The sequence below is a fragment of the Streptococcus varani genome (assembly GCF_001375655.1).
In the GTDB taxonomy this organism is placed as follows: domain Bacteria; phylum Bacillota; class Bacilli; order Lactobacillales; family Streptococcaceae; genus Streptococcus; species Streptococcus varani.
On sequence record NZ_CTEN01000006.1, the window covers coordinates 36,955 to 60,429 of the forward strand.

Annotated in this window: 19 protein-coding genes; 15 read left to right on the forward strand and 4 right to left on the reverse strand. The window is 41.6% G+C overall.

What is annotated here, in order from left to right; translation table 11 throughout:
* Positions 1–93: 93 nt before the first annotated feature.
* Positions 94–1,812 carry a dihydroxy-acid dehydratase gene (gene ilvD, locus BN1356_RS11430; RefSeq protein WP_093651510.1) on the reverse strand — a complete coding sequence of 573 codons (1,719 nt, stop codon included), beginning with the start codon at positions 1,810–1,812 and terminating at the stop codon, positions 94–96.
* A gap of 349 nt (positions 1,813–2,161) precedes the next feature.
* On the opposite strand from ilvD, the gene BN1356_RS11435 reads away from it, so the two are divergent.
* The 6 genes from BN1356_RS11435 to BN1356_RS11460 all read left to right on the forward strand — a co-directional run bounded on the left by BN1356_RS11435 (position 2,162) and on the right by BN1356_RS11460 (position 8,195).
* A complete protein-coding gene (locus tag BN1356_RS11435; RefSeq protein WP_093651511.1) occupies positions 2,162–3,865 on the forward strand; it encodes an acetolactate synthase large subunit in 1,704 nt (567 codons plus the stop codon).
* The gene (gene ilvN, locus BN1356_RS11440) at positions 3,858–4,334 is read left to right on the forward strand and encodes an acetolactate synthase small subunit (RefSeq protein ID WP_093651512.1); all 477 of its coding nucleotides are present in this window, start codon (positions 3,858–3,860) and stop codon (positions 4,332–4,334) included. The genes BN1356_RS11435 and ilvN overlap by 8 nt, the downstream gene beginning before the upstream one ends.
* Positions 4,335–4,429: 95 nt before the next feature.
* Positions 4,430–5,452, forward strand: coding sequence for a ketol-acid reductoisomerase (ilvC, locus tag BN1356_RS11445; protein ID WP_093651513.1), 1,023 nt, complete (start codon positions 4,430–4,432; stop codon positions 5,450–5,452).
* Between the two features lie 252 nt (positions 5,453–5,704).
* Positions 5,705–6,955, forward strand: coding sequence for a threonine ammonia-lyase IlvA (ilvA, locus tag BN1356_RS11450; RefSeq protein WP_093651514.1), 1,251 nt, complete (start codon positions 5,705–5,707; stop codon positions 6,953–6,955).
* Between the two features lie 26 nt (positions 6,956–6,981).
* Positions 6,982–7,869, forward strand: a complete 888-nt coding sequence (locus BN1356_RS11455) for an SPFH domain-containing protein (RefSeq protein ID WP_093651515.1) — start codon at positions 6,982–6,984, stop codon at positions 7,867–7,869.
* Between the two features lie 116 nt (positions 7,870–7,985).
* Complete coding sequence (locus BN1356_RS11460) at positions 7,986–8,195, forward strand: capsule biosynthesis transcriptional regulator (RefSeq protein WP_018166113.1); 210 nt, start codon at positions 7,986–7,988, stop codon at positions 8,193–8,195.
* A gap of 553 nt (positions 8,196–8,748) precedes the next feature.
* Here the strand turns inward: BN1356_RS11460 and BN1356_RS11465 are convergent.
* Together BN1356_RS11465 and BN1356_RS11470 are read right to left on the reverse strand one after the other, a co-directional pair.
* Positions 8,749–9,489, reverse strand: coding sequence for an amino acid ABC transporter ATP-binding protein (locus BN1356_RS11465; protein ID WP_093651516.1), 741 nt, complete (start codon positions 9,487–9,489; stop codon positions 8,749–8,751).
* Positions 9,489–11,015: an ABC transporter substrate-binding protein/permease gene (locus tag BN1356_RS11470; protein WP_425423532.1), complete on the reverse strand. Its 1,527-nt coding sequence runs from the start codon at positions 11,013–11,015 to the stop codon at positions 9,489–9,491. The genes BN1356_RS11465 and BN1356_RS11470 overlap by 1 nt, the downstream gene beginning before the upstream one ends.
* A gap of 162 nt (positions 11,016–11,177) precedes the next feature.
* Here BN1356_RS11470 and BN1356_RS11475 point away from each other — a divergent pair, with 162 nt between their 5' ends.
* From BN1356_RS11475 to sufB, 8 genes are all read left to right on the forward strand, one after another.
* Entirely contained in the window at positions 11,178–12,026 is an 849-nt protein-coding gene (locus BN1356_RS11475) for an undecaprenyl-diphosphate phosphatase (RefSeq protein WP_093651518.1), read from the forward strand.
* An 85-nt stretch (positions 12,027–12,111) separates the two neighbouring features.
* Entirely contained in the window at positions 12,112–12,837 is a 726-nt protein-coding gene (gene mecA / locus BN1356_RS11480; RefSeq protein ID WP_093651519.1) for an adaptor protein MecA, read from the forward strand.
* Positions 12,834–13,994 carry a glycosyltransferase family 4 protein gene (locus BN1356_RS11485; RefSeq protein ID WP_093651520.1) on the forward strand — a complete coding sequence of 387 codons (1,161 nt, stop codon included), beginning with the start codon at positions 12,834–12,836 and terminating at the stop codon, positions 13,992–13,994. Before mecA ends, BN1356_RS11485 begins: the two co-directional genes overlap by 4 nt.
* A 149-nt stretch (positions 13,995–14,143) precedes the next feature.
* A complete protein-coding gene (gene sufC, locus BN1356_RS11490) occupies positions 14,144–14,920 on the forward strand; it encodes a Fe-S cluster assembly ATPase SufC (RefSeq protein WP_093651521.1) in 777 nt (258 codons plus the stop codon).
* 124 nt (positions 14,921–15,044) lie between these two features.
* Positions 15,045–16,307, forward strand: a complete 1,263-nt coding sequence (gene sufD / locus BN1356_RS11495) for a Fe-S cluster assembly protein SufD (protein ID WP_093651522.1) — start codon at positions 15,045–15,047, stop codon at positions 16,305–16,307.
* Between the two features lies 1 nt (position 16,308).
* Positions 16,309–17,541, forward strand: a complete 1,233-nt coding sequence (locus BN1356_RS11500; RefSeq protein WP_093651523.1) for a cysteine desulfurase — start codon at positions 16,309–16,311, stop codon at positions 17,539–17,541.
* Positions 17,528–17,971 carry a Fe-S cluster assembly sulfur transfer protein SufU gene (sufU, locus tag BN1356_RS11505; protein ID WP_093651524.1) on the forward strand — a complete coding sequence of 148 codons (444 nt, stop codon included), beginning with the start codon at positions 17,528–17,530 and terminating at the stop codon, positions 17,969–17,971. Before BN1356_RS11500 ends, sufU begins: the two co-directional genes overlap by 14 nt.
* 256 nt (positions 17,972–18,227) lie before the next feature.
* Positions 18,228–19,640 carry a Fe-S cluster assembly protein SufB gene (gene sufB, locus BN1356_RS11510; RefSeq protein WP_093651525.1) on the forward strand — a complete coding sequence of 471 codons (1,413 nt, stop codon included), beginning with the start codon at positions 18,228–18,230 and terminating at the stop codon, positions 19,638–19,640.
* Positions 19,641–19,968: 328 nt separating this feature from the next.
* Here sufB and pbp3 read toward each other — a convergent pair whose 3' ends face one another.
* Positions 19,969–21,210, reverse strand: coding sequence for a D-alanyl-D-alanine carboxypeptidase PBP3 (pbp3, locus tag BN1356_RS11515; protein WP_093651526.1), 1,242 nt, complete (start codon positions 21,208–21,210; stop codon positions 19,969–19,971).
* A 213-nt stretch (positions 21,211–21,423) separates the two neighbouring features.
* Between pbp3 and BN1356_RS11520 the strand changes: the two genes are divergently transcribed.
* Positions 21,424–23,400: a peptide ABC transporter substrate-binding protein gene (locus BN1356_RS11520; protein WP_093651527.1), complete on the forward strand. Its 1,977-nt coding sequence runs from the start codon at positions 21,424–21,426 to the stop codon at positions 23,398–23,400.
* Positions 23,401–23,475: the final 75 nt, after the last annotated feature.

A 23,475-nucleotide genomic window follows, 5' to 3' on the forward strand; every position in this document is an offset into this window, starting at 1 on the left:
GTTATACTATCAATTGGGCAAAAGGTCTAAACAATTAAAAATAGCTTAGAATTACGTTATCAGAAACGATGATTCTAAGCTATTTTTCTACTCTTATTTAGATTTTCCGCTTCGGTCCATATTCCAAAAGTCTGTTACGGCACCTTTGGAAGCAGAGGAAACGGTATGGGCGTATTTACCTAAGACACCACGACTATACAGCGGTGGAATAACAGTCGTTTCCTTACGGGCTTCAATTTCTTCGTCCGATACATGCATAGTGATTTCCTTGGTATCTTGATCGACTGTAACCCTATCACCAGTTTGTAGGTAAGCAATGGGTCCGCCGTCTTGAGCTTCAGGAGCGATATGTCCGACCACCAAGCCATAGGTACCACCAGAGAAGCGACCATCTGTCAGAAGGGCTACCTTATCGCCTTGTCCTTTCCCGACAATCATAGAAGAAAGGGAAAGCATCTCAGGCATACCAGGACCGCCTTTTGGCCCCACATAGCGAACCACCACGACATCACCGTCTACAATGTCATCAGCAAGGACCGCTTCGATAGCTTCTTCCTCAGAGTCAAAGACTTTGGCTGGACCAGTATGCTTACGAACTTTTACACCGGAAACTTTAGCGACTGCTCCATCCGGTGCCAAGTTACCTTTGAGAATGATGAGTGGACCATCTGCACGTTTTGGATTATCCAAAGGCATGATGACCTTTTGTCCTGGCTTCAAATCGTCAAATTCTGCCAAGTTTTCAGCAACTGTTTTGCCAGTACAAGTGATTCGGTCTCCGTGCAAGAAACCGTTGGCCAAGAGGTATTTCATAACTGCTGGGACACCACCAACTTCATAGAGATCTTGGAAGACATACTGTCCAGATGGTTTCAAGTCTGCCAAGTGTGGAACTTTTTCTTGGAAATCATTGAAATCTTCCAAGGTCAAGTCAACATTCGCTGCGTGTGCCATTGCCAAGAGGTGCAAGGTCGCATTGGTTGAGCCACCCAAGGCCATGGTAACGGTGATAGCATCTTCAAAGGCTTCGCGCGTCAGGATGTCAGAAGGCTTAAGACCTAGTTTGAGCATATGGACAACAGCGCGTCCGGCTTCCTCGATATCTGCTTTTTTCTCAGCTGATTCAGCGGGATGAGAAGAAGAACCTGGTAAGCTCATACCCAAAACTTCGATAGCGGTAGCCATGGTATTGGCAGTATACATACCACCGCAACCACCAGGTCCTGGGCAGGCATTGCATTCAATCTCTCGAACCTCTTCGGCTGTTATATCGCCATTGTTCCACTTACCAATCCCTTCAAAGACAGAAACGAGGTCAATGTCTTTGCCATTAAGATTTCCCGGAGCGATGGTCCCGCCGTAAGCAAAGATGGCTGGGATATCCATATTGGCGATGGCCATCATGGAACCAGGCATGTTTTTATCACAGCCTCCGATAGCCACAAAGGCATCCACGTTATGACCGCCCATGGCTGCTTCGATAGAATCCGCGATGATATCACGTGATGTCAGGGAGAAACGCATGCCGGGAGTTCCCATGGAAATCCCATCAGCAACCGTGATGGTACCAAATTGAACAGGCCAAGCACCAGCTTCCTTAGCGCCTTCTTTGACCAATTTACCAAAATCATGGAGATGAATATTACAAGGCGTATTTTCAGCCCAGGTGGAAATTACCCCAACAATGGGTTGATCGAAGTTCTCATCGGTCATTCCAGTGGCTCGAAGCATGGCACGGTTGGGAGATTTTACCATGCTATCATAAACTTCGGAGCGGTGTCTGATTTTTTTTAGATTTTCTTCTTTGGTCATGGGGAGCTTCCTTTCTTGGTCTAACAGTCTCATTCTTCCTATTATTATAGCATAAAAATCAGTTTAAGAAAGTAAATTATTTAAATAATTAGTAATTTCTGAATATTCAATCTTATCAAGCGAATGCCTTAAAAATACTGTTGCCATAAGAATTTAATCCTTCGTAAAATGCAGAACGTTCGGGATTTTTGCTTGAAAATGACTTTATTGTGGAAAATTAGGAATTTTCAGAAAATTCCTTTGACTTTGATTTGATTTGTGATATGATAGTAGATAAATAAAAATTTTATGATATTTACCTTGTTACTGAAGTGTGATAAGTATAGGAGAAAAGAAGGGAGGAATTTTCTTGCAACAAATACAATTAGATACCGCTCGAACGGGGTCATACTTGATTTTGGATACCCTTGCCAAGCTGGGTGTGGAAACGATTTTTGGCTATCCCGGCGGAGCGGTCTTGCCGCTTTATGAAGCTATCTTTCATTATAAGAATATACGGCACATCCTTGCTCGTCATGAACAAGGGGCCGTCCATGCTGCCGAAGGGTATGCTAAATCTAGTGGTCGTATTGGCGTGGTCGTGGTTACAAGTGGGCCTGGTGCGACAAATGCAATCACGGGTATTGCAGATGCTATGGGCGATAGTGTTCCTCTCCTTGTCTTCTCTGGTCAAGTAGCTACTCCGGGTATCGGGAAAGATGCCTTCCAGGAGGCCGATATCATCGGGATTACAACGCCGATTACCAAGTATAATTATCAGATTCGCCACACAGAAGACATTCCTCGGATTATTACAGAAGCCATTCATATTGCAACGACTGGACGTCCAGGTCCTGTAGTCATCGATGTTCCTAAAGATATTCAAGAACGGATGGTAGAAGCCCATCATGATCCGACCGTTCATTTACCAAGTTATCAACCGACAGTCGAGCCAAATGGTCTGCAAGTTAAGAAGATTTTGCATCAATTGACCCTTTCGAAAAAACCTGTTCTCCTAGCGGGTGGTGGTATCAATTATGCCGATGCTAATCAAGAATTGATTGCCTTTGCAGAACGCTACCAGATTCCAGTCGTTTCAACTTTGCTGGGTCTGGGGGCCATGCCCATTGAACACGACTTGTCGCTGGGCATGGGTGGCATGCACGGATCCTATGCGTCCAATATGGCTTTGACAGAAGCAGATTTTATCCTCAATATTGGGGCTCGCTTTGATGACCGTTTGACCGGTCGTGTCAACAGTTTTGCCGTCGATATGACGGTCGCTCATGTCGACGTTGATCCTGCCGAGATTGGCAAGGTAATTAAGACAGACATTCCAGTCGTCGGCGATGCAAAGAAAACTTTGGAAATGCTACTCCGTTTTGATCAGGTGGAAACGGACTTTAAGGAATGGACGGCACATGTTTTAGACAATAAGCGCCGGGCTCCTTTTGCTTATGATGAAGATAAAAATTTTGTCAAACCACAGGAAGTGATTGAAATCATTGGCCAATTGACAGATGGTCAAGCTATTATTGTGACAGATGTTGGCCAGCACCAAATGTGGACAGCTCAGTATTATCCCTTCAAAAATGCGCGCCAGTTAATTACATCTGGTGGTATGGGAACCATGGGCTTTGGAATTCCTGCTGCCATTGGAGCTAAACTAGCTAATCCGGATAAGGAAGTGATTCTCTTTGTCGGTGATGGTGGTTTCCAAATGACCAATCAAGAGCTGGCCATTCTCAATGGTTACGGCATTCCAATCAAGGTCGTTCTTCTTAATAACCACTCCCTAGGAATGGTTCGTCAGTGGCAGGAGTCCTTCTACAATGAACACCGCAGCCACTCGACCTTTGATGATGAGCCAAATTTCCAACTCTTGGCAGAAGCCTACTCGATTTCCCATTATCTTTTTGAAGAGCCAGCTAGTATTAGGGAAGACCTCCAAGTGATCTTAGAAGATAAGCCTATGTTGATTGAGGTATCGATTTCAAATAGAGAGCATGTACTCCCTATGGTGCCATCTGGAAAGGCCAATCATGAAATGTTGGGGGTGAAGTTCAATGCGTAGAATGTTAACAGCAAAATTGAGAGATTCTTCGGGAGTTCTCAACCGTTTTACCGGAGTTCTATCCCGTCGCCAGGTCAATATTAATTCTATCTCAGTGGGTCCAACAGAAGTAGCTGGCATATCTCGGGTGACCGTTATCATTGAGGTGGAAACGCTGGATGAGGTAGAACAAATCACCAAGCAACTCAACCGACTAATTGATGTAGTTCGCGTCAAAGACATCACAGATATCCCACACTTGGAAAGAGAAGTTCTCTTGGTTAAGATTTCTGCACCGGCAAATAAGCGTGCTGAAATTTTAGCTATTATCCAACCATTCCGTGCGAGTGTGGTCGATGTAGCACCTCATTCTATAACCGTGCAAATGACAGGAGATGGAACAAAAATTGAAGCTCTTCTTCGCGTCGTTCAGCCTTATGGCATTAAAAACTTAGCTCGTACAGGAGCAACTGGCTTTAGCCGTGATTGAGAATCTTTAACAATAAAGAGTGTTGCGCCCATTATCTGATACTGATTCTTATAGGTGTCTTCAGCAATCAAGAATAATATAGAAAAGAGAAAAAAATGGCAGTTAAAATGCAATATGAAGCAGATGTAAAAGTTCCAGCCCTTGATGGCAAGAAAATCGCAGTAGTTGGTTATGGTTCACAAGGCCATGCTCATGCACAAAACTTACGTGATACAGGTCACGATGTCATCATCGGTGTGCGTGCTGGTAAATCCTTCGACAAGGCGAAAGAAGATGGCTTTGAGACTTATGAAGTGGCAGAAGCTGCTAAATTGGCGGATGTCATCATGGTCTTGGCACCAGATGAAATTCAAGCGGACCTCTACAATGAAGAAATCGCGCCAAACTTAGTAGCTGGTAATGCCCTCGGTTTTGCTCATGGATTCAATGTTCACTTTGAATTTATCAAGGTTCCTGCAGATGTAGATGTCTTCATGTGTGCGCCGAAAGGACCGGGTCACTTGGTACGTCGTACCTTTGAAGAAGGCTTCGGTGTTCCAGCCCTTTACGCAGTTTACCAAGATGCGACGGGTAATGCTAAAGATATTGCCATGGACTGGGCCAAGGGTGTTGGTTCAGCACGCGTAGGTCTTTTGGAGACAAGCTTCAAAGAAGAAACAGAAGAAGATCTCTTTGGGGAGCAAGCTGTACTATGTGGTGGTTTGACTGCCCTCATGGAAGCTGGTTTTGAAGTCTTGACAGAAGCTGGCTATGCACCAGAATTGGCCTACTTCGAAGTACTACATGAAATGAAACTCATCGTTGACTTGGTTTATGAGGGTGGCTTTAAGAAGATGCGCCAATCTATCTCAAATACTGCCGAGTATGGTGATTATGTATCCGGACCTCGTGTTATCACAGATCAAGTGAAAGAAAACATGAAGGCTGTCTTGGCAGATATCCAATCTGGTAAATTTGCAAACGACTTTGTGAATGACTACAAGGCTGGTCGTCCGAAAATGCAAGCTTACCGTGATGCAGCAGCTGGTCTTGAAATCGAAAAAGTCGGTGAAGAATTGCGCAAAGCCATGCCGTTTGTTGGTCGTAACGACGATGATTCCTTTAAAATCTATAATTAATTGAATCCAATAAAATATCGAAAAACGGGGAAACCCGTTTTTTCGCATCAAAATCACAAAGAATAGAGCCCGTTAAATTAAATTGTAAGGACTTTCTATAATTTATTTGCTTAAACTTTCGACAGGTGCTATAATAAAAAAGAGCTGAAATCTGTGTCAGTTTATAGAGAAATTATCTTATAACTTGCACGGAGCTTAAGACTTTGTGATAAAATGGAACCATATTTGGTAATGAACGAGGAGGTTAAGAACATGCTTTCAGCTAGAAATGTCGAAGAAGCTTATCAGGTCTTAAAAGATGTGGTCGTCAAAACATCTTTGCACTATGACCGATATTTGTCAGAAAAATATGGGGCGGAAATCTATACCAAACGAGAGAATGAACAAAGAGTTCGTTCCTTTAAAATTCGTGGAGCTTATTATGCTATTTCCCAGTTGTCCGCAGAGGAAAAAGTAGTTGGAGTTGTTTGTGCATCAGCTGGTAACCATGCTCAAGGTGTTGCCTACACCTGTAATGAAATGAAAATTCCAGCAACCATCTTCATGCCAGTCACGACACCTCAACAAAAAATTAGCCAAGTAAAGTTTTTTGGTGGGGACCAGGTCACTATTCGCCTTACGGGTGATACCTTTGATGAATCGGCACGGGCAGCCTTGGACTATAGCACAGAAAGCAATAAGACTTTTATTGACCCCTTTGATGACGAGGATGTTCAAGCCGGTCAGGGTACAGTAGCGGTTGAGATCTTAGAGCAAGCTGATCATCAAGGCATTGCCTTCGATCAACTCCTTATTCCAGTTGGTGGTGGTGGACTCATTGCTGGAGTTTCAACTTACCTAAAAGATCGGGCACCTGAAATTAAAGTAACAGGTGTAGAGGCTAGCGGAGCTCGGTCTATGAAAGCAGCCTTTGATAAAGGCCGGCCTGTCAAACTGGATCATATTGATAAGTTTGCAGATGGCATTGCTGTTCAAAAGGTTGGAACAACTACTTATGAAGTGTCCCGTAAATATGTTGATCAGTTGATTGGGGTGGATGAAGGTTGGATTTCCGAGACGATTTTGGATCTTTATTCCAAACAAGGAATTGTAGCTGAACCGGCTGGGGCAGCGTCGATTGCTGCTCTAGAAGTTATCAAAGACCAGATTAAAGGCAAGACAATTTGTTGTATCATTTCAGGGGGCAACAATGATATTAACCGCATGCCGGAAATGGAAGAACGTTCTCTCATTTATGCCGGTGTCAAGCATTACTTCGTTGTTAATTTTCCACAGCGTCCAGGTGCTCTTCGGGAATTTGTAAATGATATTCTAGGAGAGCAGGATGACATTACACGATTTGAGTATATTAAGCGTGCGAATAAAGGGACTGGCCCTGTATTGATTGGTATTGCTCTAGGTGATAAAAATGATTACCCTGATTTCATTGCACGCCTAGAAGCATTTGACCCTAACTACGTAAACTTGCATGAGAATGACTCTCTCTATCAAATGTTGGTTTAATATTTTTTTAGAAAAGGTGGTGTTATATGGTATATCTTATTTTTCCATTATTTTTGATCATTGTAGCAGTGGCTATTATCGCTAGTACACTTTATGTCGTTAGGCAGCAGACAGTGGTCATTGTCGAGCGATTTGGTAAATATCAAGCAACCGTCTCAAGTGGTATCCATGTCCGTATGCCATTTGGAATTGATAAAATTGCAGCCCGCATTCAACTTCGCCTGCTTCAGAGTGAGTTGATTGTGGAAACCAAGACAAATGATAATGTTTTTGTTACCCTCAACATTGCGACTCAATACCGTGTCAACGAGCAAAACGTTATGGATGCTTATTACAAACTGATGCGACCAGAAGAGCAAATCAAGTCCTATATTGAGGATGCTCTGCGGTCTTCAGTACCCAAGTTGACCTTGGACGAACTCTTCGAGAAAAAGGATGAAATTGCTTTAGAAGTTCAACGACAAGTAGCAGAAGAAATGTCTACTTATGGCTATATTATTGTGAAAACTCTGATTACCAAAGTGGAACCAGATTCTGAAGTGAAACAATCCATGAACGAAATTAATGCTGCACAGCGTAAACGTGTAGCTGCTCAAGAATTGGCCAATGCAGATAAAATTAAGATTGTTACTGCTGCAGAAGCGGAAGCTGAAAAGGATCGACTTCATGGTGTTGGTATTGCTCAACAACGTAAAGCCATTGTGGATGGGCTGGCAGACTCCATTGCAGAACTCAAGGAAGCAAATATTGGCATGTCCGAAGAACAAATTATGGCTATCCTCTTGACCAACCAGTATTTGGATACCCTTAATCAGTTTGCTCAAGCAGGGAATCAAACTCTATTTCTGCCGAATTCACCAAATGGAGTTGAAGATATCAGAAGTCAAATGTTGTCGGCCTTAAAGGCTAAATAGACTTTTTTGAATAAAATGTCCAATTTTGTTCGAAAAATAGCTTGATGTATCTTGACATTCTAAAAAAGCTATACTATAATTACTAAGATAAATAGTTTAAAAGAAAGGGGTTCCTCATGACAAGCTATGAAAAGGTTGCAGCAGTAGTGGGTTGGGTCCGTGATAAAAAAATCACTGGATACCGTATCAGCAAAGAAACAAATGCCCGCGAAATGTCTGTTATTGCCCTTGCACAAGGTAGAGCAAAGATTGATAATATCTCATTTGCGACTGCTTTGGGTTTGATTGATTTTTACGACAAAAATCATAAAAAATACGAAGGATAATCGTATTCATTTCAACAATGAACGCAGCTCGAAGGAGTTGCGTTTTCTGTTTAAAAATAGATAATAATGAGTGATAGGATGGATTTTCATACTTTTTGATAATCAAAAAGCTATTTTTTAGAAGTTCCTTTCCTAGTGCTAAGGATATCTACGTCGCTCGACCCTACCTATTTTTACTTTTCTTTGTAGATAAGAAATAAAATAGATAAATGAGTAAAAAGTCTCCTTTGATAAGTTGATAAAAGACCCTAAATTTATAATAAAAATGCATTTAATTTACTGGGGATTCTTCTTGTGTAATTGAGAAACTATTTTTTAGAGTTATAGTTTGTTAGAAGAAAATTTTCATGAGAATCAAGTTGCTTGGGCGGAAAAAATGTCTAACTTATACTCTTTGACAATCAAGATGATGCTTTGTTAAGGCTTCTTGCTTACTACCAAGGATGTCTATACCGCTTTAGCTTACCTGCTTTGATATTCTTTAAGGATTCATTTGATAAATGAACTTATAAAAAATCTCCCAGTTCCATAAACTTGGGAGATTTCTCTATTTTTACTTTAGGAAACGTTGTAAGAAAACTTTTGTCCGCTCTTCTTTGGGATCTTCAAAAATTTCTTCTGGTGTTCCTTGCTCGGCAATAACACCTTTGTCCATGAAGATGACACGGTCTGAAACATCCTTCGCAAATTCCATTTCATGCGTCACGATAATCATGGTCAATCCTGTCTCAGCCAACTCTTGCATTGTCTTGAGAACTTCACCGACCATTTCTGGGTCCAGGGCAGAAGTTGGCTCATCAAAGAGCATGGCTTCTGGATTGACAGAGAGAGCACGAGCGATAGCAACCCGTTGTTTTTGACCGCCGGAAAGTTGTTTTGGTTTTGCTTGCCAATACTGCTCCGTCATACCGACCTTGTTGAGATTTTCTTTTGCAATTTCCTCTGCTTCTGTACGAGAACGCTTGAGGACAGTTGTTTGGGCTACAATGGCATTTTCCAGGACATTGAGGTTTTCAAATAGGTTAAAGGATTGGAAAACCATCCCTAATTTTTCTCGGTAAGTATTCAAATCATAACCTTTTTCCAAAACATCTTGACCATGGAAAATGATTTGGCCGCCAGAAGGCTCTTCTAGAAGGTTGATAGAACGTAAAAGGGTTGATTTACCAGAACCGGATGAACCAATGATGGAGATAACCTCTCCTTTATGGACGGCTAATGAAATATCCTTGAGGACCTCATTGGCACCGAAAGATTTCTTTAAATGCTTGATTTCTAAAATTGCTTGTGACATTATTTAACCACCTTCGTTTGGATTTGATTAGCACCAGTGGTGTAGTTATCGGCATCAAAACGTTTCTCCACATAGCGGAGGATTCTAGTCACAGTAAAGGTGAGTATGAAGTAGATGATAGCGATAATGGTAAAGGTTTGGAAATATTGATAGGTCTGAGTTGCCACTGTATTTCCTGAGAAGTAAAGTTCGACAACAGAGATAACGTTCAATACAGAAGTATCCTTGATATTGATAACAAATTCGTTACCAGTTGCTGGTAAAATATTGCGAATAACCTGTGGCAAAACAATCTTACGCATGGTTTGTCCATGAGTAAATCCGAGAGCAGTAGCTGCTTCAAATTGTCCTTTATCAACGGCGAAGATACCCCCGCGAACAATTTCACTCATATAAGCGCCTGTATTGATGGAAACGATAAAGATGGCAGCTAGAGTACGGTCAAGAGAAAGACCAAATGCTTGGGCAGTTCCGTAGTAGATAACCATAGATTGTACAATCATAGGGGTGCCGCGGAAGATTTCGATATAGGCTGACAGTAACCAACTAAAAACTTTCTGAAGGATAGCAAGGCCTTTGTTAGCAGCTTTTGGAGCAGTACGGTAGACCCCGATAAGGAGTCCGATAAGAAGTCCTGTGATGGTACCAACCATAGAAATAAGAAGAGTGATTCCTGTACCGCGTAAGAATTGTTTCCAGTTGTTGGTCAGAATAGTAAGCATCTGCTGGAAGAAACTAGGTGTTTCTTGATCAGCATTTTCAACTGGTTGGATTTCAATCATCTGATCCATGAGAGCTACCTGGTCTTCATTGGTAATAGTAGCCAACACAGCATTGACTTTCTCTAAAGTCTCTGTATCATTTTTGCGAAGTCCAACAGCAGTTGCAGCATTTTCCTCAGGGACTTCAAATCCTTCTTCCAAAGCAATCATCTTGAATTTCTTATCTGCTTGTTCAGCTGTAATAGCTTCTGGACGCTCGGAAATATAGGCATCAATGATACCTGATGAGAGTGCCTGACGCATCTGAGAGAAGTCACCCATCGGTGTTTGTGGAACGGCATCCGGAATTTTAGTCAAGAGGTCAACGTGCCAAACACCTTGTTGAGCAGTGACTTTCGCACCTTTGAACTCATTAATAGATTTAGCATCTGCATAAACTCCATCTGCTGCAACAACCAGTACAGGGTAGCTGGTATAGTAACTGTCTGAAAAGGCGATTTCTTTTTTACGTTCAGCCGTAGGACTCATTCCCGCGGCAATCATGTCGATTTTCCCTGAAGTTAAAGCTGGAATTAATCCAGTCCAGGATGTTTTGACAACCAAGAGCTCCTTGCCCATATCCGCTGCGACTTTCTTAGCGATTTGAACGTCGTATCCATTGGCAAATTGGCTAGTTCCTTCAATTGGTACAGCTCCATTTGAAGCATCGTCTTGTGTCCAGTTAAATGGGGCGTAGGCTGCTTCCATACCGACGCGGAGATAATCATCTGCTTTGACGCTCAATCCTGTACTTACAAAGGCCATGAAGAGCAAAATGAGCAGGCCAAATTTCTTTTTCATAAATTCTCCTATTTAAAAAGTATTTGTTACATTGTATAAAAAATTCTGAAAAATTTCAATCTCTTGAATTTTTTTCTATGATTATTAGGAAGTGTGATATAATAATACAAGCGAAAGAGAGGGAAAATCATGATTTTAGAGATTTTAAAAGCCATTTTTTATGGAATTGTCGAAGGAATTTCAGAGTGGTTGCCTATTTCTAGTACAGGTCACTTGATTTTGGTACAAGAGTTTGTTAAATTCAGCAATGTCAGTGATGATTTTATGTCCATGTTTAATGTGGTCATCCAGCTGGGGGCTATTCTAGCGGTTATGGTCATTTATTTTGAAAGGCTCAATCCTTTCCAAAGGGGCAAAAGCGAAAAACAAGTTCGATTGACATGGCAACTCTGGGCTAAAGTGCTTGTAGCGGCATTGCCAGCTGCAGTTTTGGGGCTCTTTTTAGATGACTGGTTAGATGCAACTTTTTATAACTTTATCACGGTTGCTCTCATGCTCATTGCTTATGGTTTTGCTTTTCTCTATGTTGAGAAACGAAATGAAAATTTAGAACCTTCGGTTTCTAGTTTGAGTCGTTTACCTTATAAGACAGCTCTCTTCATCGGTTTTTTCCAAGTTTTGGCTCTGATTCCAGGGACCAGCCGTTCTGGTGCCACTATCTTGGGCGGTATCTTGCTGGGAACTAGTCGTCAAGTGGCGACTGAGTTCACCTTCTTCCTCGGAATTCCCATTATGTTTGGAGCAAGTTTCCTCAAGTTAGTTAAGATCCTAGCCAGTGGGGTTTCGGTAACAGGGGGACAATGGTTGCTCTTGATTCTGGCTATGGTAACAGCTTTTGGAGTTTCTATCCTGGCTATTCGTTTCCTGACTGATTATGTGAAAAAACATGACTTTACGATTTTTGGTAAATACCGTATCGGATTGGGCGCTGTGTTGATGGCTTATTATCTTGCTAAACTAATTTTTAAATGGTAGTAGTTAAGTCGGCTTGTCCGGCTTTTCCTTTGTAAAAATGTGTCTTTTCCTGTATAATGGATAGACAAATGTATGAGGTAGTGCTATGAAGATGAAACAAATCAGTGATTCAACACTGAAAATCACCATCAAGATGGATGATTTAGAAGAAAGAGGTATGGAACTAGCAGATTTTCTGATTCCGCAAGAGAAGACAGAAGACTTTTTCTATGCCGTTTTGGATGAATTAGATCTGCCGATTACCTTCCGTGAGAGTGGAATGTTGAGCTTTCGTGTGACGCCTAAGCCAGACAAGGTGGATATTTTTGTGACCAAGTCCGATATTGATCGCAATATGGACTTTGAGGATTTGGCTGATTTTGCAAACTTGGAAGAAATCTCGCAAATGACACCGGATGAGTTTTTGAAAACATTGGAAAAATCAACCCGTGATAAGAGTTTGGCTAGGGGAGATCAAGCAGCTGTTCGCCATCTAGAAGAGGTAGAAGAGTTAGATCAAGAAGATGATGAAGAACAAAAATATATTTACTATATTTTAGATTTTAAAGATCTGGGACAAGCCGTTCGTTTTGCCAAGACCATTGATTTTCAAGTAGATACTTCAGAACTGTATAAGATGGATTCTCGCTATTTTATGACTGTGCTCATTAATGTCGAAAACCGATCTAGGCAATATCCGGATTATCTTTTGTCACGCATGTTGGAACATGCAGATGATACGGCTATCAGTCGTCCTGTTCTTCAAGAACATGGGAAACTGATTTTGCCGACAGATGCAGTTGAGGAGCTGAGAAAGGTTGACTTGACATGATACCATTCGCATTGAAATATATCATCGTCCTGATTTCAACTCTCATTGTTTCTGCAATAGCTACCCCTCTTGTTCGTTTTTTATCCTTCAAAATAGGTGCCGTGGACAATCCCAATGCCCGCCGTATTAACAAGGTTCCCATGCCTACGGCTGGTGGTTTAGCTGTTTTTTTTGCTTTTACTGTCTCAACTCTGGGATTACTACCACGTATCATCCAGCACCTGAATGGTAATGGTGCTTATTTCCATTACGTTTTGCCCCTAGTCATTGCCGGGGGCATTATCATTGTCACAGGTTTGGTTGATGATATCAAAGAATTGAAACCCCTGCCTAAATTGATGGGGATTCTCCTGGCTGCAAGTATTATCTGGATTTGGACAGACTTTAAGTTTGATCACTTTAAGATTCCTTTTGGTGGGCCACTATTGGCTTTCCCCACATGGCTCTCCTTCTTTTTAACCATCCTTTGGATAGTGGCGATTACCAATGCTGTTAATCTAATCGACGGTTTAGATGGTCTGGTATCAGGGGTGTCTATCATCTCTTTAACCACAATGGGCTTGGTCTCTTACTTTTTTCTCCATGATAGTAATATTTTTCTTCCCCTGACAATCTTTATTTTGGCAGTCTCTATTACAGGTTTTTTACCCTATAATTATCACCCGGCTATCATCTATTTAGGTGATACAGGTGCCCTCTTTATTGGTTTTATGATAGGGGTTTTGTCCCTACAAGGGTTGAAAAATTCAACAGCTGTTGCGGTGGTAACTCCCATGGTTATTTTGGGTGTCCCCATTACAGATACTGTGGTAGCTATCATTCGCCGTAGTCTTTCTGGAAAGAAGATTTATGAAGCGGACCGTATGCATCTCCATCATCGCCTTCTTTCAATGGGACTGACTCATCGAGGAACAGTCTTGGTTATCTACGCCATTTCCTTTATTTTCTCCTTAACGTCACTCCTGCTGAATGTATCCAGCCGTTTTGGTGGCGTATTGCTCATGGTTTCCTTGGTTTTAGGAGTCTTGATTCTTAGTGAGATGATAGGCATTTTTGGAGAAAATCGAACACCCCTTCTAAATACCCTTAAATTTATTGGGAATTCATCCTACAGGCAGGAAGCCATCGCCAAATGGAAAAGTCGACATTCTAAATAAGAAATAGGAAAGAGCTGAGAAGCTCTTTTTTACTCCTAAAAAATAGGATAGATCCTCCTTTTACAAGACCTCGGAGGAGAAAAAAGGGGGAAAATTTGATATAATAGCAAAATAAAATTTTAAACACATATCTTGAGAAGGAGTTTGTCATGTCAGTATTAGAAATTAAAGACCTACATGTTGAGATTGAAGGAAAAGAAATCCTCAAAGGTGTCAACTTGATTCTAAAAACAGGTGAAATTGCTGCTATTATGGGACCAAACGGGACAGGGAAATCAACTTTGTCCGCAGCTATCATGGGAAATCCAAGTTATGAAGTAACTCAAGGAGAGGTTCTCTTTGATGGCGTTAACATCTTGGAATTAGAAGTGGATGAGCGTGCACGCATGGGCCTCTTTTTGGCTATGCAATACCCATCAGAAATCCCAGGAATTACCAATGCTGAATTTCTACGTGCGGCCATGAATGCTGGCAAAGAAGAAAATGAGAAAATAGCTGTTCTTCCATTTATTAAAAAGTTAGATGAGAAAATGGCTCTCCTCAATATGAAGGAAGAAATGGCAGAGCGTTACCTGAACGAAGGTTTCTCTGGTGGTGAGAAAAAACGCAATGAAATTTTGCAATTACTGATGATTGAGCCGACCTTTGCTATCTTGGACGAGATTGATTCAGGTTTGGATATTGATGCCCTCAAAGTCGTTTCTAAAGGGATCAATGCTATGCGTGGTCAAGGTTTTGGTGCTATGATTATCACTCACTACCAACGCCTCCTCAACTATATCACGCCTGACGTGGTTCATGTCATGATGGAAGGTCGTGTAGTGGCTTCGGGTGGACCTGAATTAGCTCAACGTCTTGAAAAAGAAGGTTACATTCATTTAGCAGCTGAACTGGGTATTGACTACTCAGAGCAAGAAGAAGCCTAATCTTTGTCATTGTAGCAAATTGCATGAAGCTTAGGATTCTGTTTGTTTTCATTGATGTATTATCTTCTTCCTTAGTTTTATCTATTTGTTAGTACAACTTTTGCTATTTAGAAAGAGAGAATAAATGACCAAAGAACAGATTCAAAATTTTTCTTTAGAACATGCTGAACCAGCTTGGTTGTCCGATTTACGCCAGTCAGCTTTCGAACAGATTGATCGCCTAGAGTTGCCAGTTATTGAACGTGTCAAGTTGCATCGTTGGAACTTAGGCGATGGCACTATTGCTGAAAATGAAGGCTTAGCCAATGTTCCAGATTTTACTGCCCTTGATAATAACCCTAAGCTTGTTCAAGTTGGGACACAAACTGTTCTGGAGCAACTACCAGCTGATTTAGTAGAACAAGGTGTCGTCTTCACGGACCTTTATTCGGCCTTAGAAGTTATTCCAGAAGTTATTAAAAAATATTTTGGAACAGCCCTCAAAATTGATGAAGACAAATTGGCAGCTTACAATGCAGCTTACTTTAATGCGACCGCTGTCCTATATGTTCCAGATAATGTCGTTGTAGAACAACCGATTGAGGGGCTCTACTACCAAGATGCAACCAGCTCTGTACCTTTTAATAAACGTGTCCTCATTATTGCTGGTAAAAATAGCCAGATCAACTACTTAGAACGTTTTGAAAGCCTAGGAAATGGTGAACTGGAAGTATCTGCTAATATCACTGTTGAAGTATTGGCGCTAGAAGGTAGTCAGGTCAAGTTCTCAGCTATTGATCGCCTGGGCAAACACGTGACGACTTATATGAGCCGTCGTGGTCGTCTATCAAAAGATGCCAGCATTGACTGGGCACTAGGTGTGATGAATCAGGGAAATGTTGTGGCCGATTTCGATAGCGATTTAATGGGGAATGGTAGTCATGCTGACCTCAAAGTTGTCGCTTTATCCAGCGGATGTCAGATTCAGGGGATTGACAGTCGAGTGACCAACTATGGCCAGCATTCAGTCGGCCACATTCTTCAACATGGTGTTATTTTAGAACGTGGAACGCTCACTTTTAATGGTATCGGGCATATCATTCGCGGTGCCAAGGGAGCCGATGCTCAGCAGGAAAGTCGGGTTCTTATGTTATCGGACAAGGCACGTTCAGATGCTAATCCTATTTTGCTTATTGATGAAAATGAAGTCACGGCAGGTCATGCCGCGTCCATCGGCCAGGTAGATCCAGAAGATATGTACTACTTGATGAGTCGTGGTTTGGACCGAGCTACAGCTGAACGCTTGGTTATCCGTGGTTTCTTGGGGTCGGTTATTACTGAGATTCCAGTCAAAGAAGTTCGTGATGAGATGGTCCAGGTTATCGAAGACCAATTGAGCAAGAGATAATATGACAAAAATTGATTTTGAAAGACTGATCCAAGATTTTCCGATTTTAAAACAAACAGTTCATGATGAACCTCTCGTTTATCTGGACAATGCGGCCACAACGCAAAAGCCAGTGCAGGTCTTACAGGCGGTCGAGCACTACTACAAAAAGGATAATGCCAATGTTCACCGTGGTGTACACACCTTGGCAGAGCGAGCAACCGCAGCTTATGAAGGAGTGCGCCAGAAGGTGGCGGATTTTATTCATGCCAAGTCAACCAAGGAGATTCTCTTTACTAGAGGAACAACCACCAGCCTAAACTGGGTGGCACGTTTTGCAGAGGAAATGTTAAAACCAGGGGATCAGGTTATTATCTCCATCATGGAGCACCATTCCAATATTATTCCTTGGCAAGAAGCCTGTCGAAAAACAGGTGCCAAGCTGGATTATATTTACCTCAAAGATGGAGAATTGGACATGGAAGGTCTCAGAGACCTGATTGGTCCAAAAACTCGCTTTGTTTCTTTGGCCCATGTGTCCAATGTTCTAGGTGTGGTCAATCCCATCAAAGAAATTGCTCAACTAGCTCATGCAGTTGGTGCATACATGGTGGTGGACGGTGCCCAGTCAACGCCTCACATGGTTATTGACGTTCAAGATTTGGATGTGGACTTCTTTGCCTTTTCAGCTCACAAGATGATGGGTCCAACTGGTGTCGGTGTTCTCTATGGTAAAGAGGAAATCCTAGAGATTATGTCACCTGTCGAATTCGGTGGAGAAATGATTGACTTTGTCCGTCAACAATCGGCCTCTTGGAAAGAACTACCTTGGAAATTTGAAGCTGGTACGCCCAATATTGCTGGCGTAATTGGCCTAGGTGCAGCCATTGATTACTTGACGGAGATTGGTATGGATGCCATATCCGACCATGAATTAGAATTGATGGAGTATGTCTTTCCGAAATTACAAGACATTCCAGGCTTGACGATCTATGGCAGTCAAGATTTGGCCAAACGCACAGGTGTCATTTCTTTCAATATAGATAACTTGCATCCTCATGATGTAGCCACAGCCCTAGATTATCAAGGAGTGGCCGTTCGAGCTGGTCACCATTGTGCCCAACCGCTCATTGCACATCTAGGTGTTGCATCAACTGCTCGCGCCAGCTTTTATATTTATAATAGTAAGGAAGATTGCGATAAGTTAATCCAAGCTATCCTTGCAACAAAGGAGTTTTTCAATGGCACTCTCTAAATTAGACTCTCTCTATATGGCAGTTATATCCGACCATTCCAAACATCCCCATCACCGTGGGAAGTTGGACAATGTAGAAGTGCTAGAGATGCATAATCCCACCTGTGGGGATGTGATTAAACTATCCATTTCAATTGATGAACAAGGAAAAATTGCTGATATTGCTTTTGACGGAGATGGATGTAGCATCTCGACCGCTTCAGCTTCCATGATGACCGATGCCGTTATTGGCAAAACCTTGGATGAGGCGCAAGATTTGGCAAACATTTTTTCTTCTATGATTCAAGGTCATGAAGAAAAGGAGCAAGAAAGTCTAGGGGAAGCCGCACTATTAGCGGGTGTAGGCAAGTTCCCTCAACGCATCAAATGTGCTACCCTTTCCTGGAATGCTCTTAAGAAAGCGATTGAACGTCATCAAGAACAAAAATAAAGAAACTGATTACTAGGTCAGTATCTTATGAATTGAACCCGGCTACGACACTTTGTAAAAAGACAAAGTCTTCCTAGATGTGGAAAACATCTGCGTCTTAAAAACGTCGTGGACGTCTGAACTCTCTTCGCCTTCGCAGACATTGAGAGCTCTAGTAGTCCTGACGAGGGTGCGTCAACGAAATCAAAGATTTCTGACTTACCGCTTATTTTACCGTATGTCGCTAAACGCCTTAGTATCTTATGAAAGGAATAATATGTCAGAAGAAATTGTAGAACCAACAGCTATTGATCTGGGTGAATACCAATTTGGTTTTCATGATGATGTAGAACCCATCTATTCGACAGGAAAGGGGCTTAGCGAAGAAGTTATTCGTGAGTTGTCTGCTGCCAAGGATGAACCAGAATGGATGTTGGATTTTCGCTTAAAATCCTATGAAGCATTCAAAAAAATGCCTATGCAAACCTGGGGTGCTGATTTGTCTGAATTGGATTTCGATGAAATCATCTATTACCAAAAAGCCTCTGAAAAACCAGCTCGTAGTTGGGATGATGTCCCAGATAAAATCAAGGAAACCTTCGAACGGATTGGTATACCAGAAGCAGAACGTGCTTACCTAGCTGGTGCTGCTGCTCAGTATGAATCTGAAGTAGTCTACCACAACATGAAAGAAGAATACGACAAGTTGGGTATCATCTTTACAGATACTGATTCTGCTCTACGTGAGCACCCAGAACTCTTCAAAAAGTACTTCGCCAAATTGGTACCACCAACAGATAATAAGTTGGCTGCCCTCAACTCTGCCGTTTGGTCTGGAGGGACCTTTATCTATGTGCCAAAAGGTGTCAAATGTGAAATCCCACTTCAAACCTATTTCCGTATCAATAACGAAGGAACTGGTCAGTTTGAGCGGACCTTGATTATCGTGGACGAGGGTGCCAGCATCCACTATGTAGAGGGTTGTACTGCACCGACCTACACAACAGCCAGTCTCCATGCTGCTGTTGTCGAAATCATTGCCCATGATGACGCCTATATGCGTTATACTACCATTCAAAACTGGTCAGATAATGTCTATAACCTGGTTACCAAGCGTGCGCGTGCCGAGAAAAATGCCACTGTGGAGTGGATTGATGGAAACCTAGGAGCCCACACCACTATGAAGTATCCAGCCGTCTATCTTGAGGGAGAAGGTGCGCGTGGAACCATGCTTTCTATTGCCTTTGCTAACAAAGGTCAGCATCAGGATACGGGTGCCAAGATGATTCACAATGCTCCCCATACTAGCTCCTCTATCGTCTCTAAATCGATTGCTCGTGGCGGCGGAGAGGTCAATTATCGAGGTCAAGTAACCTTTAACAAAAATTCTAAGAAATCCATCAGCCATATTGAGTGTGATACCATTCTTATGGATGATATTTCTCGTTCAGATACCATTCCCTTTAATGAAATTCATAACTCACAAGTAGCTTTGGAGCATGAAGCCAAAGTCTCTAAAATCTCAGAAGAGCAACTCTATTACCTTATGAGCCGTGGTCTTTCAGAGCAAGAAGCAACAGAGATGATTGTCATGGGCTTTGTCGAACCCTTTACCAAAGAACTCCCAATGGAATATGCCGTCGAGCTCAACCGCTTGATCGCCTATGAGATGGAGGGTTCAGTCGGATAAAAAAGAGTCGGGGGACTCTTTTTTGCCGACTGAATTCGAAATTTACAAAATTTCGATATATCATTAGGAAAAGCAAGGCTTTTCCCACCAAGATAGAAGCGGGAGATAAGGAAATTCTCTGATTTTCCTCATTCGTTGGGTTAGATCCAATCCAATATTACTCCAACGGATCTTGGAAATTGAAAAACCTTTCGCTCGTGCGGAAGGTTTTGTCAGTTGTTGTGAGTATAATATCGAATTGAAAAACCGGGAAATAAAGGCTTTTTCTCTGTCGTATTGGATAGGTTTACCCTACAATCAAAAGAAAGCTCAGTCATCGCTAGTCTTCTTACAGTTTTTCGTTAACATAGCGGACAAAATGATTCCACCAAGAGACAGGCCAAGGAGCGGCTGAGATGTCTTTGGCAGTGACCATATCAACGCTGGGTTGTGTTTCTAGGTAACCCTTTCCGATTAAGTCTTTGTCTACTAAAGTCAATGTCCCGAGAACTTGTCCCTTTTGAACAGGGGCATTCAAAGTATCTTTTTTAGCACTGTATTTAGCTGAGATGGCGGGTTGATCACCCTTTCGAACAATAGCATTTAAGTCCTTAGCAGCAACGGATTTGACTTCTTTTGTTTGTCCATTGAAAACTTCTATATTAGAAGATTGATAACTTTCATCTTTCTCGACCAAGGAAATTAGTGTGAATGTATTATAAATGTATTTAATTAATTCGTTTGTCGCTGAGAAACGATTGTCAGGATATTCTAGACTATCGTTTGCATCAAGAACAACAGTCAAAATTCGCATATTATTTTGTTGGATGGTTGCCACAAAAGAAGTACCTGATTTTTCCCCTGCTCCTGTCTTTAAACCATCGACTCCAGGATATTTATAAGTACCCTCTGCCAACATTTGGTTAGTAGAAGTATAAGTGTATCCTTGGAAGTTATAGCTGTATTGCGAAGTCATTTTCAATACTTGGGGATAATCTAAGATTAAGCGACGAGCAATGACAGCTACATCCATGGCAGACAATTGATTCTCATCTTCTTTGCTTGAATTTGGGTAGAGATTATCACCGAGATAACTGTTATTTAAACCGCTTGAATTGACCAACTTAGCATCAGTAATTCCCCATTCAGCGAGTTTGGCTTTCATTTTATCGACAAAGGCAGGTTCGTTTCCAGCAACAGCTTCTGCGAGTGCAATAGTTGAGCTGTTTGCTGAAGAAATTAAAGTTGCCTTGAGGAGGTCCTCAACCGTATAAGATCTAGCATCTAAGTTGATATTGTTAACGACAGTTCCAGTTAAACTATAAGGATAATCGCCGATAGAAATCAAACTATCCATAGAAAGTTGTCCTTCTTCGATGGCTTCAAAAACAAGATAAACTGTTAGTAAACTTGTAACAGACCCAATAGAAGCAGGGGTTTGAGCGTCTTTTTCATAAAGAATCTTTCCGCTGGCGACGTCGACTGCAAAAGCGTGTTTGGCAGAAACAGAAAAATCTTCTGCTAGGGCTAATCTGGGAAAAGCATAAAGACCATAAAGGCATGTGAAGACGATAACCAGAAACTTTTTCATAAAAATCCTCCTAAATAACGTACCGTGTTTTCTAATTATACCACAAAAAGCTTTGCAGATTCTCAAGCCAAAGAGATCAAAGTTGAATAATCAGAAAATTCCAAATATACTAAAATTACTTTACAATTCAAAAAAACCGTGATATAATCGAACATGTACAATTTAAGAATTGTTTCTTTAAAAATTCAACAATAAGATACAGAGGAGAACTCTATGCAAAAGAGAAAATTGGCAGCCATCGCCGGTGTAACGCTACTCTCGGCTAGTTTTTTAGCAGCTTGTGGAAACGCTTCAAATAATGGTGGTTCAGGAGCGGCGTCAACTTATTCATACGTCTATACCGAAGATCCAACATCTTTGGACTATATTGCTTTTAACCGTGCTCAAGTATCTGATATCGTGACCAATATGGTTGACGGACTTCTTGAAAATGATACATACGGGAATTTAATTCCATCTCTTGCGGAAGATTGGACTGTATCTAAAGACGGTTTGACATATACTTACAAGCTTCGTGAAGGCGTTAAGTGGTATACCGCTGATGGTGAAGAATATGCTGATGTCACTGCGGAAGATTTTGTAACGTCTCTCAAACACGCAGTAGAAGTTAAGTCTGAAGGTCTCTACATTATTCAAGATTCTATTGCTGGTTTGAATGATTTTGTAACTGGTAAATCAACAGACTTCGGAACTGTAGGCGTAAAAGCACTGGATGATCATACAGTTCAATATACCTTGACTCACCCAGAGCCATTCTGGAATTCTAAATTGACTATGTCAATTATGTTGCCGGTTAATGCGGAGTTCTTAGAGTCTAAAGGCAAAGATTTTGGTAAAGTGGAGCCAGGTGGGATCCTCTACAATGGTGCTTACACTATTAGCTCTATGACATCGAAATCATCGATTGAATATGCTAAAAACGAAAACTACTGGGATGCAGAAAACGTTAAAATCGATAACGTGAAGCTGACTTTCTACGATGGACAAGATCCGGAGTCTTTGATTAAAGGCTTTACAGATGGCAACTATACAAATGCCCGTGTCTTCCCGAACTCATCAAGTTATGCTTCCGTCAAGAAACAATACGGCGACAACATTACCTATAGCATGCAAGATGCTACTGTTTACTACCGTGTCTTCAATACAAAACGGACCAACTATGGTCATACAGCTAAAACCACTGATGCTCAAAAATCATCTACCTTTAAAGCTTTGCGCAACAAGGACTTCCGTCAGGCATTGACCTTTGCTTTCGATCGTCAGAACTACTTGGCTCAATCAGTAGGTGCAGATGCAGCTGACAGATCATTGCGTAACTTGGTGGTCCCTCCAACATTTGTTAATGCCGGTGAGAAATCATTTGGTGAGTTGGTAAGTGACAAAGTTGTTTCCTATGGTGATGAGTGGGCAAATGTTGACTTCTCTGATGCACAAAATGGTCTTTACAATGTAGAAAAGGCTAAGGCGGAATTTGAAAAAGCTAAGGCAACTCTAGCTGCTGACGGTGTTGAATTCCCAATCCACTTGGATATGCCAGTCGTTCAAGAAAATGAAGTTAGTGTTCAACAAGCTTCTTCAATGAAACAGTCTATCGAAGCGGCTCTTGGTAGCGATAATGTTGTCATTGATCTGCAAATGCTTGACCAAGATACCTTTACAAACATCGCATTCTACACTGAAGCTCCAGAACAAAATGATTATGATATCACATACTCTGGATGGGGTCCTGACTACCAAGATCCATCAACTTATTTAGATGTATTCGCTATCCAAGGTGGTGCAAATACTGACAAACTTGGTATAAGTGCTAAGGACGAAGAATCTATTAAAGCCGTTGGCTTGGATGAGTTTGATGCCCTTCTAAAAGAAGCAGCAAATGAAAAAATGGACGTTGCTAAACGCTATGAAAAATATGCAGCGGCTCAAGCTTGGTTGACAGACAGTGCCTTGGTTATCCCTTACATGTCCTTAGGCGGTACCCCAAGCGTATCTAAAGTTGTCCCTTATGCAGCTGCTACATCTGATGTTGGTGTCAAAGGTGGTTCAACTATGTACTTCAAGTATATGGAAGTTGGTACTGAAACTAATAAAGCTGACGATGTCTACAAGAAACGTGAAAAATGGTTGGAAGAAAAAGCGGAATCTAATGCAGAAGCACAGAAGAAGCTTGCTGACCATGTAGAAAAATAAAGGACTTTTAAGGAACTTTTTCAAGAGGACTTTCTCTACGAGTTTTAGAGAAAGTTCTTTTGAGATTTGGAGAGG

Coding starts and splice junctions, on each gene's coding strand:
- BN1356_RS11460 (WP_018166113.1), top strand. CDS start 7,986: ATGACAAGCTATGAAAAGGTTGCAGCAGTAGTGGGTTGGGTCCGTGAT.
- BN1356_RS11465 (WP_093651516.1), bottom strand. CDS start 9,489: ATGTCACAAGCAATTTTAGAAATCAAGCATTTAAAGAAATCTTTCGGT.
- pbp3 (WP_093651526.1), bottom strand. CDS start 21,210: ATGAAAAAGTTTCTGGTTATCGTCTTCACATGCCTTTATGGTCTTTAT.
- BN1356_RS11455 (WP_093651515.1), top strand. CDS start 6,982: ATGGTATATCTTATTTTTCCATTATTTTTGATCATTGTAGCAGTGGCT.
- mecA (WP_093651519.1), top strand. CDS start 12,112: ATGAAGATGAAACAAATCAGTGATTCAACACTGAAAATCACCATCAAG.
- BN1356_RS11520 (WP_093651527.1), top strand. CDS start 21,424: ATGCAAAAGAGAAAATTGGCAGCCATCGCCGGTGTAACGCTACTCTCG.
- BN1356_RS11470 (WP_425423532.1), bottom strand. CDS start 11,015: ATGGCCTTTGTAAGTACAGGATTGAGCGTCAAAGCAGATGATTATCTC.
- sufU (WP_093651524.1), top strand. CDS start 17,528: ATGGCACTCTCTAAATTAGACTCTCTCTATATGGCAGTTATATCCGAC.
- BN1356_RS11485 (WP_093651520.1), top strand. CDS start 12,834: ATGATACCATTCGCATTGAAATATATCATCGTCCTGATTTCAACTCTC.
- ilvA (WP_093651514.1), top strand. CDS start 5,705: ATGCTTTCAGCTAGAAATGTCGAAGAAGCTTATCAGGTCTTAAAAGAT.
- ilvN (WP_093651512.1), top strand. CDS start 3,858: ATGCGTAGAATGTTAACAGCAAAATTGAGAGATTCTTCGGGAGTTCTC.
- ilvD (WP_093651510.1), bottom strand. CDS start 1,812: ATGACCAAAGAAGAAAATCTAAAAAAAATCAGACACCGCTCCGAAGTT.
- sufD (WP_093651522.1), top strand. CDS start 15,045: ATGACCAAAGAACAGATTCAAAATTTTTCTTTAGAACATGCTGAACCA.
- ilvC (WP_093651513.1), top strand. CDS start 4,430: ATGGCAGTTAAAATGCAATATGAAGCAGATGTAAAAGTTCCAGCCCTT.
- BN1356_RS11500 (WP_093651523.1), top strand. CDS start 16,309: ATGACAAAAATTGATTTTGAAAGACTGATCCAAGATTTTCCGATTTTA.
- sufC (WP_093651521.1), top strand. CDS start 14,144: ATGTCAGTATTAGAAATTAAAGACCTACATGTTGAGATTGAAGGAAAA.
- sufB (WP_093651525.1), top strand. CDS start 18,228: ATGTCAGAAGAAATTGTAGAACCAACAGCTATTGATCTGGGTGAATAC.